Source organism: Streptomyces tibetensis, assembly GCF_040647715.1.
GTDB lineage: Bacteria > Actinomycetota > Actinomycetes > Streptomycetales > Streptomycetaceae > Streptomyces > Streptomyces tibetensis_A.
In genome coordinates this window covers 259443-271240 of sequence record NZ_JBEZCR010000001.1, presented here as the reverse complement: position 1 = coordinate 271240, position 11798 = coordinate 259443, and the positions used below count along the sequence as shown (strand labels likewise).

The following is an 11798-nucleotide window of genomic DNA, read 5'->3' as shown; positions in this document are numbered from 1 at the left end:
GGACGAGGTTCGCGGCTCTGGGTGGGGCACGGCTGGGTTCGGGCGCGGCCGGGAGGAGGGCTCGGCCGGGCGGACACGGCTGGGGCCAGGCCGGTACGGGAGTACCGCCGGGCGGGAGGCAGCTGGGTGTACGCCGGTACGAGAGCCGTCAGGTTGCTCCCGTACCGGCGTACGTCTAGGGGCGGAGCAGGACCTTGCCCACCTTCGGATCGCCGGCCCCGACCAGCTCGATGGCCTGCGAGAACTCGGTGAGCGGCAGCTCGTGCGTCACCAGCGGCAGCGGGTCGAGCAGACCGGCGGCGAACACCCGCACCGTGTGCGCCCAGGCGTCCGGCGGCGCACCGAAGACGGTGTGCACCTCCAGCTGCTTGACCACGAGGTCGGTCGGGTCGAGGCCCTCGGCGCCCGGCGCCGGGATGCCGGTCAGGACCAGCCGCCCGCCGCGCCTGAGCAGACCGGCGGAGAGCCGGGCGGCGTCCGCGGACCCGGCCGTCTCGATCACCACGTCGATGTCGTCCGGAAGTTCCTGGTCCTTGGTCCGGAAGTCCGTCGCGCCGTACTGCCGCGACAGCGCCTCACGGTCCCTGCGGGTGCCGACCACCAGCAGCTCGGCCGGTGAGTTGGCCTTCAGGAACTGCACGGCGAACATGCCGAGGGTGCCGGTGCCGACCACGGCGACGCGCTCACCGGGCTGCGCGTTGCCCTTCAGCGCGGCGGCCGCGATACAGGCGGCGGGCTCCAGCAGGGCCGCGGCCGTGAGGTCGCAGTCGTCCGGCAGGGCGTGCAGGAGACGGGCCGGGAGGGTCAGCGTGGCCGCCATCGCACCCGGCTGGGTGAACCCGGTCTCCTCGTACCCGGCCGTGCACAGCGTCGTGTCGCCCGCGTGGCAGCGATCGCAGACCTGACAGTTTCGAAAGCCCTCGCCGACGACCTTGCGGCCCACGAGCGAGGCCGGGACACCGGCGCCCACGGCCTCCACCGTCCCGGACCACTCGTGGCCCGGGGTCAGCGGATAGCGCACATAGCCCTCGGGGCGATTGCCCTGGTAGACCTCGCGGTCGCTGCCGCAGATCCCGGCGGCGTGCACCCGGACCAGGGCCTCACCGGCCTCGGGCCGCCGGGGCTCGTGCGGGACGAGCCGGTGTTCGCCCGGGGCGTCGACGACGACCGCGGTGCTCACTTCGAGCCCTTCGGCTTGCGCTGTTCCCAGCCTTCCGCCCAGAGGTCGAAGCGGGCCTGCTGCTGCGGGAACTCGGCAGCGGCGTCGACGTCCAGCTCCACACCGAGGCCCGGGGCGTCGGAGACGTGGAAGCAGCCGTCCTCCGGGTTCACCTGCGGGGCGCCCTTGACGACCTTCTTGATCTCCGCGTCGGCGAAGTCGTTGAAGTGCTCAAGGATCTTGAAGTTCGGGGACGTGAAGCCGACCTGGAGGGACGCGGCGGTCAGCACGGAGCCGCCCACGTTGTGCGGAGCGACCAGCATGTAGTGCGTCTCGGCGGTCGCCGCGAGCTTCCGGGTCTCCCAGATGCCTCCGATGTGGCCGACGTCCGGCTGGATGATGTCGACGGCCTGGCTCTCGAACAGCTCGCGGAACTCGATCCGGTCGTGGATGCGCTCACCGGTGGCGACCGGCATGTCGACCTTGGCGGCGACCTTCTCCAGGGCCTTGAGGTTCTCCGGCGGGACCGGCTCCTCCAGCCACGCCGGCTTGAACGGCGCCAGCTCCTTGGCCAGGCGCACGGCCGTGGCGGGAGAGAAGCGGCCGTGCATCTCCAGCATCAGCTCGGCCTCGGGGCCGATGGCGTCGCGGACGGCCTCGATCAGGGAGACCGCGTACAGGGTCTCCTGGTGGTCCAGCTCGAAGTGGCCGGTGCCGAAGGGGTCGATCTTCAGCGCCCGGTAGCCGCGCTCCATCACGCCCTGGGCGGCCTTGTGGTAGGCCTCCGGGGTGCGCTCGGTGGTGTACCAGCCGTTGGCGTACGCCTTGACCTTGTCGGTGACCTTGCCGCCCAGCAGCTGCCAGACGGGGACGCCGAGGGCCTTGCCCTTGATGTCCCAGCAGGCCATCTCGATCACGGCGATGCCGGACATGACGATCTCGCCCGCGCGGCCGTAGTCGCCGTACTTCATGCGCTTGACGAGGTCCTCGACGGCGAAGGGGTCGGAACCGAGGATGTGGTTGGCCTCGGCCTCCCGCAGGTAACCGAGGAGGGCGTCGGTGTGTCCCAGCATGCGGGTCTCGCCGACTCCGGTGATCCCCTCGTCGGTGTGCACCTGGACGTAGGTCAGGTTGCGCCACGGCGTCCCGACCACGTGTGTGCTGATTCCGGTGATGCGCACGGCGGTTGTCCCTCGCAGCTTCGTCGGCTCGTTCTGTCAGTTTGTTCCGTCAGCGTCCCGTTCGCGTTCCGGCGCCTCGACTGTTCGAGATTTCGGCACACGTTCGAAATGCTGGCGTGACAGTAAGGATCGGGCGGTGGGAGTGTCAATGGGTCGCGCGCATAACGGTTTCGACAGTTTCGAAACCAGGGGGCGACCGTGTCCGTACAGAACCTTCACAGCCGGCTCTAGGAACGTGACCGGCGCGGAACTTAATCTTCCCGCGTCATGGACTACTGCGACCCGTGCCGACGGCACCTCAACGGCGCCCTCGCCTGCCCGGGGTGCGGCACCTCGGCCGACACACTGCGTCGGAGCGACCCGGTGTACGGCGGGCACGACGGCGCGTACGCCGACGGGCACGACGCCACGTACGCCGACGGGCACGACGACCCGTACGACGATGACGGCGACGAGCGCGGGGGGCGCGCGGCCCGACGGCGTGGACGCGGGCACGGCCCGGCCCCGGACGGCCCGGGCGGGTCGAGCCGACGGGACCGCAAGGCCGCGGCACACCGCCGCCGGCGCCGCCGCACCCTGTTCGTGGCCGCCGGGTTCGTACTGGCGGCCGGCGGCCTGAGCCTCGCGGAACTCGGCATGGACGCCCCCGGCTCGAAACCGAAACCGGCCGCGGCCGGTGGCGAGTCGGCGGACGGGGACGCCTCGCCCGAGGCGGGGGAGCCGGGCGGCGGTTCGGGGGGCAGGGGAGCGGTTTCTGACGACGCGCCAGGTTCCGCTTCGCCGAAGGCATCTGACACACCGTCCGCTTCCGCATCCCCGAAGGACGAGAGCTCGGAGTCCCCGCAGGACGCCGACCCGTCGAAGGACCCCGAGTCGGCGGCGGGAGACGCCACCAGCGGACCTGCGCCCGCGCCCACGGCAGCCCCGCCGACCTCGGGCCCGGGCCCCGCCCCGACGTCGGATCCGACCACCCGGCCCCCCGAGCCGGAGCCTTCCGCTTCCGAGCCGTGCAAACGGTTCCTGTGGTGGTGCACCTAGCGTCCGCTCGGCCGGTCAAGCCGAGGGGTGACCGACGCGAGGGCGCCGGTCATGTCCTCGAACCTGCCGCCGTGCCCGCGCCGAGGGGTCACCGGTGTTGCTGCGCCGGTCATGTCCTCGAACCTGCCGCCGTGCCCGCGCCGAGGGGTCACCGAATGCGCCCCCCTGCCCGGCCCTGAAGGTCCTTGACGGCGGCAGCGCCCCCCGCCTCAGCCCAGCATGCGCCGCAGCGTGTCCCGCAACGACACCCGCTCCTCCTCGGAGAGCCCGGCCAGGGGTTCCCGGGCGAACCGCAGTGACTCCCGCAGGCTCCGGGCCACCTGTCGGCCCTCCGCCGTCGCCGCCGCCACCTTCACCCGGCGGTCGGAGGGGTTCGGCTGCCGCTCGACCAGGCCCCGCGCCTCCAGCCGGTCCACGATGCCCGTGACGTTCGACGGCTCGCACTTCAGCTGCTGGGCCAGCCTCCGCATCGGCAGCGGCTCCAGGCACAGCAGGCTGAGCAGCCGTGCCTGCGCGCCGGTGAGGGCGTGCTCCGCCGCCGCCGACTCGTAGTCCTCGTGGAAGCGCGCCACGACCTCCCCGATCAGCTCGACGACGTCGAGAGTCAGCTGATCCGGGCGGGTGCCCGTCATGTCGGGCGGCGGTGTGGTGGAAGCCATGCCTTCGAGGGTACCCGGTTATTTGACAACCTGAAATATTCAGGAGCATGGTTGTTTCAGGTACTGAAACATCGAGTCAGTGAGGTAAGGCGCACCATGACCGACACCCCCACCCTCCCCGCCGTCAGCCGCGAGTGGCACCTGGCGAGCCGTCCGGTCGGCTGGCCGAAGCCCGAGGACTTCGCCTTCGTCGAGGTGGACGTACCGCAGCCGGGCGAGGGGCAGGTCCTCGTCCGGAACAAGTACCTCTCCGTGGACCCGTACATGCGGGGCCGCATGAGCGACGCCAAGTCCTACGTCGCCCCGTTCGAGATCGGCAAGGTCATGCAGGGCGGTGCCGTCGGCGAGGTCGTGGCCTCGAACGCCGAGGGGCTGTCCGTCGGGGACCACGTACTGCACTTCTTCGGATGGCGCGAGTACGCGGTCGTCGGCGCGAAGAACGCCGTCAAGGTGGACCCGGACGCCGCACCGCTGTCGACGTACCTCGGTGTGCTGGGCATGACCGGCCTCACCGCCTACGCGGGTCTGCTCCGCACCGCCGCCTTCAAGGAGGGCGACACCGTCTTCGTGTCCGGTGCCGCGGGCGCCGTGGGCGGCCAGGTCGGGCAGATCGCCAAGCTCAAGGGTGCCTCGCGGGTCATCGGCTCCGCCGGTTCGGACGAGAAGGTGAAGCTCCTCACGGAGGAGTACGGTTTCGACGCCGCCTTCAACTACAAGGACGGGCCCGTCGCCGAGCAGCTGCGCGCCGCCGCCCCCGACGGCATCGACGTCTACTTCGACAACGTCGGCGGTGACCACCTGGAGGCGGCCATCGGCTCCCTCAACGAGGGCGGCCGGATCGCCGTCTGCGGCATGATCTCCGTCTACAACAACACCGAGCCCGCCCCGGGCCCGAAGAACCTCGCCCGCCTGATCGCGACCCGCGGCCGTATCCAGGGCTTCCTGGTCGGCGACCACTACGACCTGCAGCCGCAGTTCGTGCAGGAGGTCGCCCCGTGGGTCGCCTCCGGCGAGCTGAAGTACCGCGAGACCGTCGTCGAGGGCATCGAGAACAACCTGGAGGCGTTCCTGGGCGTGCTGCGCGGCGACAACACCGGGAAGATGATCGTCAAGCTCTGACATCTTCCTTGCGGATTCCGGCATGCGGTAACTTGTTTCCGAATCCGTCCCGGCCCGGGCGCGAGCCGCGGCGGACGACGTGAGGAACACAACCGCATGCCGATCCAGCAGTCCGACGTCCTGTACACCGCCGTCGCCACCGCCGAGAACGGTCGCGACGGCCGGGTCGCCACCGACGACGGCAGGCTCGACCTCGTCGTCAACCCGCCCGAGGAGATGGGCGGGAGCGGCGCCGGCACCAACCCGGAGCAGCTGTTCGCCGCCGGGTACAGCGCCTGCTTCCAGGGTGCTCTCGGTGTCGTCGCCCGCCAGGAGGGGGCCGACCTCTCCGGCTCGACGGTGACCGCGAAGGTCGGCCTCGGCAAGAACGGGGACGGCTTCGGGATCATCGTCGAGATCTCGGCCGACATCCCGAAGGTGGACCGGGGGACCGCCCGGTCACTGATCGAGAAGGCCCACGCGGTCTGCCCGTACTCGAAGGCGACCCGCGGCAACATCACCGTGAAGCTGGTCTGACCACGCTCGTTGCGTACGCGGAGGCCGCACCCTTGGACGTGGGGTGCGGCCTTCCCCCGGGCCCGGACTCCGGGTCCTTCCGGCAGGCTCGCCCGGGTCGCGCGCTCACGGCGGACGGACCCGCTCAGAGGGCGAGCGCCGCCGTATGGACCGCCCGGACCAGCCGGCCGTTCTCCGGCGCCGCCCCGCCGGGGAAGGCGACCCGGCGGCGCGTGTAGCCGTAGGCGAGGCCGCTCCACGGTTCCGCGAAGGCCTGGGAGCCGCCCGCGCCGCTGTGCCCGATCGTCCCGGCACCGAGGAACGGGTGCCACGCGTCAGCCGTCATCTGGAAGCCGACCCCGAACGACTTGTGGGCCCGGGCCACCAGGTCGTAGCCCGTCGAGTGGAACTGACCGAACTCCGCCACCGTGTCCGGCTTCAGCAGCGCGGGCTGTTCGCCCACCCCGCTGATCGCCGCCGCGTACATCCCCGCCAGGCCCCGCGCGGACGCCACCCCACCCACCGACGCCGGGCCCTTCGCCCGGATCAGCGGCATGTTGGGGAGGGAGACGAGCTCGGTCGGCTCCGCCGCGTTGCCGTTGAACGCGATCGAGGCCAGCGCGTGCGGGCCCGTGGGCGTGGCGTCCAGCACGGCCTGCTGCTCGGGGGTCGGTTCCATCGGCTGGACGCTGCGGAACCGCGGCTCCTCGGGCGCGGGCAGGCCCAGGTGGAAGTCCAGTCCGTACGGGGTCCTGATCCGCTCCTGGTAGACCTCCTGGAGCGTGCGGCCCGTCGCGCGGCGTACGACCTCGCCGGCCAGGGCGCCGGCGACCAGCGCGTGATAGCCGAACGCCGTGCCGGGGCGCCAGAACGGCCGCTGGTCGGCGAGGCGCTCGGCGAGCTGGCGGTCGTCGGCCAGCTCCGCGAGCGTGAAGCCGGTGTCCGTACCGACCACGCCCGCCCGGTGCGCCAGCAGATCCCGCAGTGTCAGGGCACCCTTGCCCTCGGCCGCGAACTCCGGCCAGTAGTACGTCACCTTGCGGTCCAGTTCGAGCGTGCCGTCCTGGACGAGCAGGGCCACGACCAGGTAGGCGGCGCCCTTGGTGGACGAGAACACACCGTAGAGGGCGTCGGCGTCGGTCCCCGCCCACAGGTCGACGACCTTCCGGCCACGGACGTAGGCGCACAGCTGTCCCTCGTAGTCGGCCCGCTCCCCGGCGACGAACGCGGTGAACTCCTCGCGCACCGCCTCGAAGCCGTCCGCCACGCTGCCGTGGATCTCCTGCGTCATCCGCTCTCCTTGACTGAAGCGCTGTGTGCCACTGTGAACAATGCCCTTGCCACCTGCGGGAACTCCCCCTTGGGGTGGTCGCGGAAGAGTGGCTCGGTGCCGAACAGGACCGTGTGGTACCCGCTGACGACCGAGGCCTGCCCGGCGGCAGCTGCGGGACCGCCCGAGCCGTCCCGCAGCGGTCGCCAGTGCCCGGAGACCAGCGGGTTCCCGGTCGCGTACGACTGCTCCACACGGACCCCGGGGCCCGGGTCGGTGAACCAGAGCGGGGCGTAGACGAAGCCGCGGGCCGGTGCGTCACGCGTGATGCCGCCGGAATTGCGCACCCGGATCACGCCGTTCGCGTCCGCGTTGCCCTCCACCGGCTTGACCGCCAGCCGCCCCGTCGCCGCGTTCAGGGCCGCTCCCGCGGCGCCCCGGCCGACCAGCCCGTGCCCGTCCAGGAAGGCGTCCAGGGCCTTACGGGCGGGTTCGGTGAGATCCGCGCGGTCCAGGCCGGCGGACACGAACAGCACGTCCGTGCCCGACCAGTCGAAGCCCGCGTTCAGCACGGAGGTCGAGACCGGCGTGACGTCGAAGCCCATCTCCCGCAGGGCGAACAGCTCGCCCGGTGCGACGGCGGCGGCGACGCGGAGGCGGTGCAGCGGTGCCGTGCCGGACTGCCGTGTGGCCGTGAAGGAGACGTCGTGGGTGCGGGCCGCCGTGCGCGCCTCGCGGCGGGCCGACGCCGGGACGATCACGCTGCCGTCCGCCGCCCGCCGCACCGGAACGCCCTGCCGCAGCAGCGAGTTGAGGGCGGCGATCTCACGCGGGTCGGTCAGACGCAGCCGCAGGTCGCCGTGCGCGGGCACGTGCGCGACCGGCGCGGCCCCGCCGACCGGGCGCAGGGGCGCGCCCCGCAGGCTGCCCGACGGCACCCGCTCGACCGTGGCGCCCCACAGGCTGCCCAGGCTCCAGCCGGAGATGTCGTACATCACCGAGACCTTGCCGCTGATGTCCCGGCCGTCGGCCAGCAGCGCGTTCGCCATGCCGCGCTTGGGCTGGTGCAGGTCGACGACGTACGAGCCCCGGGGGTAGGTCCGGCCGGCGAGCCGGAAGGGGCGGGTGGCGCGGGTGACGCGGACGTCGTTGGCCAGGAGGTGATCGACCAGGCGGGCGGCGGCGGGTGCCGAGCGCTGCGTGCGGGTGCCGCCCGGTGGGATGACGTAGGCGCGCGGGAACGTGGTCGTGTAGACGTCCTCCGGGCCGATGCCGGGAACGCCCGGGACCGTCTCGGGGGACACCGGCACCTGTGCGGCACCCGCCGCGCCGCGCCGGAACACCTCGATCTGGTCGGTGATCAGGGTGCCGCGGTGCTCACGCACGTGGTTCAGGGTCGCGCGGATCGCCGCGCCCGCGACGGCCGTGTTGATCGCCGAGCGGCGGCGCAGCTCGGGGACGGGCAGCTCGTCGTACTCCTCGTTGTTCACCGTCAGCGGGATCTCCACCGTGTGGGCGGCCACCGTGCCGTGGAAGGCCGCGTACTGCGGGGTGAAGATCGGCGGCCAGTCGTCCCAGCCCTCCTCCTGGTCGCGGAAGGGGATCTGGGCCGGCTCCACGCCGTCCTTCGCGGGTGTGTAGCCGAGGGCGTTGACCGCGGACTCCATGCCGAGGGCGTTGGCGTAGCTGTTCTTCAGGAACAGGTCGTACTCGTAGTTCTCGCCGTGCGGGGGAGTGGTGGGCTCGATGAGGGTGCCGTTGACGTAGCCGTGCAGGTCGAGCAGGACGGCCGGCTGCGTGTCGAGCTCGATCTGCCGCATCGCCCGGGTCTCGGGCTGGGAGGCGGTGACGAAGTCGCGGTTGAGGTCGAAGCCGTTCGCGTTGGAGCGGGTACCGGCGATACGGCCGTCCGGGTTCGCCGTGACGTTGAAGTACAGGCGGCTGTGCGCGAGGAGGTCCCTGGTCCTGGCGTCCTTCGCGGTCGCGAGCTGCTCGATGACCTTCAGGGAGGCGTCCGTGCCCTCCCACTCGTTGCCGTGGATGTTGCTGTTGACGAAGACCGGTGTCTTGTAATCGCGTTTGATCTCACGGGACTTGGCCGCGGTGGCGGGCGCGTTCTCGATCAGCTCGCGCATGCGTTCCTGGGCGCGGGCCTGCCGGGTGGTCTCCGGGGCGGTGACGGTGACGAGGTAGAGGCGGTGGCCGCCGGCCGAGCGGCCCGTCACCTCCACGCTCACCCGGTCGCCGAGGCGCTGCAGGGCGTTCAGCTTCGGCGCGATGGCGTGGTACGGCGTGAGCCCCAGCTTCAGCGACTTGTCGCCGGGGTTCTCCGGGTCGGGGGAGAGGGTGAGGCGGCGGGGGTAGGAGCGGGTGGGGGCGGCGGTGGCGGTGTCCGCGGTCAACGCGCGTCGCGCCGCGCTCGCGGGAGCCTGTGCCGCCCGGTCGTCCACGGCGGAGCCCTCGCGGGTGACGGGTAACGGGTCGGCGCCCGCGGGGCCGGGGGCGAGCAGGAGCGAACCCGCTGCGGCGAGGGCCAGGGCGGTGATCAGTGCAGGTCTCGCAGGAACGCTTCTCTTGATGCGCACGCGTACCTCCTCCTGGGGCTTCCTGAGATCGGTACGGCGAGGTGTACCGGTTCGACTCAACGGCAACAAGAGCGCGTTGGTGTCACCCGTGCCCCGGATGGCTCTCACCGGCGCGCCCGGCCCGACCTGCGCGACCCGTGACAGCGGCGTGACCGGAGCGCGTCAAGAGCGCGACACGGGCCCGGATAGGGTTTGCCCATGCGCGATCTGGGAGCGGGTCTCCGGTACCTCCTGAAGGGCCAGCGATGGGTGGCCCGGCACGGCAGGCAGTACGGCTTCGGGCTGCTCCCGGGCCTGATCACCCTCGTCCTCTACGCGGCGGCGCTCGTCGCGCTGGCCCTGTGGGGCGAGGGCCTCGTGGGCTGGGCGACGCCCTTCGCGGACGACTGGTCCAGCCCGTGGCTCGGACTCTTCCGCGGCTTCCTGACCGCCGTGCTGTTCGCCCTCGGCCTGCTCCTGTCGGTCGTGACCTTCACCGCGGTGACCCTGCTGATCGGGCAGCCCTTCTACGAGAACCTCTCCGAGAAGGTCGACCGGGACGTGTCCCCGGACGGGCACGCCCCCGAGTCGGGGCTGCCGTTCTGGCGCGAACTGTGCATCTCCGCCCGGGACAGCCTGCGGATCGTGCTGCGGGCCGCCCTGTGGGGAGTGCTCCTGTTCGCGTGCGGCTTCATCCCCGTGGCCGGGCAGACGGTCGTCCCGGTGATCGGGTTCTTCGTCACCGGGTTCTTCCTCACCGAGGAACTGACCGCCGTCGCCCTCCAGCGCCGCAGCGTCGAACTGCGCACCCGCCTCACTCTGCTGCGCTCCCGCAAGACCCTCGTCTGGGGCTTCGGCACGCCGCTCGCCGTGGCGTTCCTGGTGCCGTTCGTCGCGGTGTTCCTGATGCCGGGCGCGGTGGCCGGCGCCACCCTCATGGCACGCGACCTGCTGGGCGAGGACATCCGCGAGGGCGACGAAGAAGGCGAGGAGGGCGACGGGGCCGCTACGACGCTTCCGCAGCCACCTTCAGGATGGTCCTCACCTGGGCGATGACGTCCAGCCGGTTGCGCACGAACTCCGGGTCGGTGATCTCCGCGGTGTTCCCGGTGCCGAACTGCAGTACCGGCGTGTGCACATGCCCGCCCGGCAGCGTCTCGTGCAGCCCGAGCCGGTCACGCAGCAGGGTCGCCCGGTAGGCGATCTCGTTGGAGAGGTAGTCCCCGCCCCCGCCCGCGCGAGCGGTGGAGCCGGGCGTCGGCCCGTCGGGGCGTACGACGGGCTGGGTGCCGCCGGCCGGGATCTCGGTGACGCTCGTGTTGTCGTACACCGGGAAACGGCCGGTCTGCGCGGCGACGATCGCCGCGTGGGGCAGGGTGGTCGTGGTCCACTGCGGCTGCGAGGCCGGGTCGGAGACCGGCACGGTCTCGGTGCGGCCGACGTTCTCGTTGTCTCCGAAGCCGCCCCGCCAGGCCCCGTTGGTCCGCTCGATGTCGAACCGGCCGACCCGGCCCTGGCTCACCGTCGTGAACAGGTCGACCTTCGGAAGGTACGGGCGCAGGGTCCGCTCGACCGTGCCCTCGGTGAAGTCCTGCCAGCGCACCGGGAACACGGCCGTCTCGATCCGGGCCGGGCCGTCCGCCGTCTCGATCACCGTGCCGTCGAGGGCCAGCGCGGTGGCGCCGGACGGGTTGGAGATACGGATGTCCCGGTCCAGGGTGAACGGGTCGAAGCCGGTGAGCAGGATCCGCTTCAGGCCCTTGCCCTGCGGATACCGGATGGTGTCCTGGCCGCGCGAGGTGCGCTCCAGCTCGTCCAGCAGCGCGGCCCGCTGTCCGTCCGTCAGACCGAACGCGGGCTGCCAGGTGCGCACTTCACGCGTCATGCCGAGCCGTGCCCAGTACAGCGGCCGGTCGTCGTCCCGGCTGAGGTCCCCGCCGGAAGGGCCGCGGCCCTGCGCCCGGTCGACCGCGTGCCGCCACAGCGACGAGCCCTCGCGCGCCACCGCCCGCCGGGCCTCCCCGTAGGAGCGGGTTGAGTCGAGGGCCCGGGCCAACCGCGGGGCCGGGGCGCCGAATCCGGAGCGGCGCAGGATCTCCTGGGGCGCGGCCCGGTCGAGCCGCTGCTCCTCGACGGTGGGAGAGGGCGCCGCCGGGGCGGCACTCGCGGCCGTCGGGGTGGCGAAGCCGCTCAGCAGGGCGAGACCGAGCACGCCGAGGCGAACGCGTAGGGATGTCAAGGGTGTTCAGGCCTTCCGTCGCGGTGGGGGGGGGTGCCGGACGGCCGCAGTATCGCGTGACGCATGGGGTCCAC

General features: G+C 72.1%; 10 protein-coding genes. 4 read left to right on the top strand and 6 right to left on the bottom strand.

Annotated features, from left to right (window positions below; translation table 11 throughout):
- Positions 1-175: 175 nt before the first annotated feature.
- Both AB0B29_RS01245 and AB0B29_RS01240 read right to left on the bottom strand, forming a co-directional pair.
- On the bottom strand, positions 176-1180 hold the full coding sequence (locus AB0B29_RS01245) for a zinc-dependent alcohol dehydrogenase (protein WP_362232319.1): 1005 nt from the start codon (positions 1178-1180) through the stop codon (positions 176-178).
- Positions 1177-2340: a mandelate racemase/muconate lactonizing enzyme family protein gene (locus AB0B29_RS01240; RefSeq protein ID WP_362232317.1), complete on the bottom strand. Its 1164-nt coding sequence runs from the start codon at positions 2338-2340 to the stop codon at positions 1177-1179. Before AB0B29_RS01240 ends, AB0B29_RS01245 begins: the two co-directional genes overlap by 4 nt.
- Positions 2341-2607: 267 nt before the next feature.
- Here AB0B29_RS01240 and AB0B29_RS01235 point away from each other — a divergent pair, with 267 nt between their 5' ends.
- Positions 2608-3378, top strand: a complete 771-nt coding sequence (locus AB0B29_RS01235) for an SCO2400 family protein (RefSeq protein ID WP_362232314.1) — start codon at positions 2608-2610, stop codon at positions 3376-3378.
- Between the two features lie 209 nt (positions 3379-3587).
- Here the strand turns inward: AB0B29_RS01235 and AB0B29_RS01230 are convergent, their stop codons facing one another.
- Positions 3588-4037 (bottom strand): MarR family winged helix-turn-helix transcriptional regulator, encoded by a 450-nt coding sequence (locus tag AB0B29_RS01230; protein WP_362232312.1) that lies wholly within the window; start codon positions 4035-4037, stop codon positions 3588-3590.
- Positions 4038-4133: 96 nt separating this feature from the next.
- Between AB0B29_RS01230 and AB0B29_RS01225 the strand changes: the two genes are divergently transcribed.
- Both AB0B29_RS01225 and AB0B29_RS01220 read left to right on the top strand, forming a co-directional pair.
- Positions 4134-5156: an NADP-dependent oxidoreductase gene (locus AB0B29_RS01225; RefSeq protein ID WP_362232310.1), complete on the top strand. Its 1023-nt coding sequence runs from the start codon at positions 4134-4136 to the stop codon at positions 5154-5156.
- 96 nt (positions 5157-5252) lie between these two features.
- On the top strand, positions 5253-5672 hold the full coding sequence (locus AB0B29_RS01220; RefSeq protein ID WP_362232307.1) for an organic hydroperoxide resistance protein: 420 nt from the start codon (positions 5253-5255) through the stop codon (positions 5670-5672).
- Positions 5673-5796: 124 nt separating this feature from the next.
- Here AB0B29_RS01220 and AB0B29_RS01215 read toward each other — a convergent pair whose 3' ends face one another.
- On the bottom strand, positions 5797-6942 hold the full coding sequence (locus AB0B29_RS01215) for a serine hydrolase domain-containing protein (RefSeq protein ID WP_362232304.1): 1146 nt from the start codon (positions 6940-6942) through the stop codon (positions 5797-5799).
- Complete coding sequence (locus AB0B29_RS01210; protein ID WP_362232301.1) at positions 6939-9506, bottom strand: M14 family zinc carboxypeptidase; 2568 nt, start codon at positions 9504-9506, stop codon at positions 6939-6941. Before AB0B29_RS01210 ends, AB0B29_RS01215 begins: the two co-directional genes overlap by 4 nt.
- 198 nt (positions 9507-9704) lie before the next feature.
- Here AB0B29_RS01210 and AB0B29_RS01205 point away from each other — a divergent pair, with 198 nt between their 5' ends.
- On the top strand, positions 9705-10541 hold the full coding sequence (locus AB0B29_RS01205; RefSeq protein ID WP_362232298.1) for an EI24 domain-containing protein: 837 nt from the start codon (positions 9705-9707) through the stop codon (positions 10539-10541).
- Here AB0B29_RS01205 and AB0B29_RS01200 read toward each other — a convergent pair.
- Positions 10492-11724 (bottom strand): pyroglutamyl peptidase, encoded by a 1233-nt coding sequence (locus AB0B29_RS01200; protein WP_362232295.1) that lies wholly within the window; start codon positions 11722-11724, stop codon positions 10492-10494. The genes AB0B29_RS01205 and AB0B29_RS01200 overlap by 50 nt on opposite strands.
- Between the last annotated feature and the right edge of the window lie 74 nt (positions 11725-11798).

Excerpts from the sequence above, each read along its gene's own strand:
- AB0B29_RS01235 (WP_362232314.1), top strand. The coding sequence starts at position 2,608 with ATGGACTACTGCGACCCGTGCCGACGGCACCTCAACGGCGCCCTCGCC.
- AB0B29_RS01230 (WP_362232312.1), bottom strand. The coding sequence starts at position 4,037 with ATGGCTTCCACCACACCGCCGCCCGACATGACGGGCACCCGCCCGGAT.
- AB0B29_RS01225 (WP_362232310.1), top strand. The coding sequence starts at position 4,134 with ATGACCGACACCCCCACCCTCCCCGCCGTCAGCCGCGAGTGGCACCTG.
- AB0B29_RS01220 (WP_362232307.1), top strand. The coding sequence starts at position 5,253 with ATGCCGATCCAGCAGTCCGACGTCCTGTACACCGCCGTCGCCACCGCC.
- AB0B29_RS01215 (WP_362232304.1), bottom strand. The coding sequence starts at position 6,942 with ATGACGCAGGAGATCCACGGCAGCGTGGCGGACGGCTTCGAGGCGGTG.
- AB0B29_RS01205 (WP_362232298.1), top strand. The coding sequence starts at position 9,705 with ATGCGCGATCTGGGAGCGGGTCTCCGGTACCTCCTGAAGGGCCAGCGA.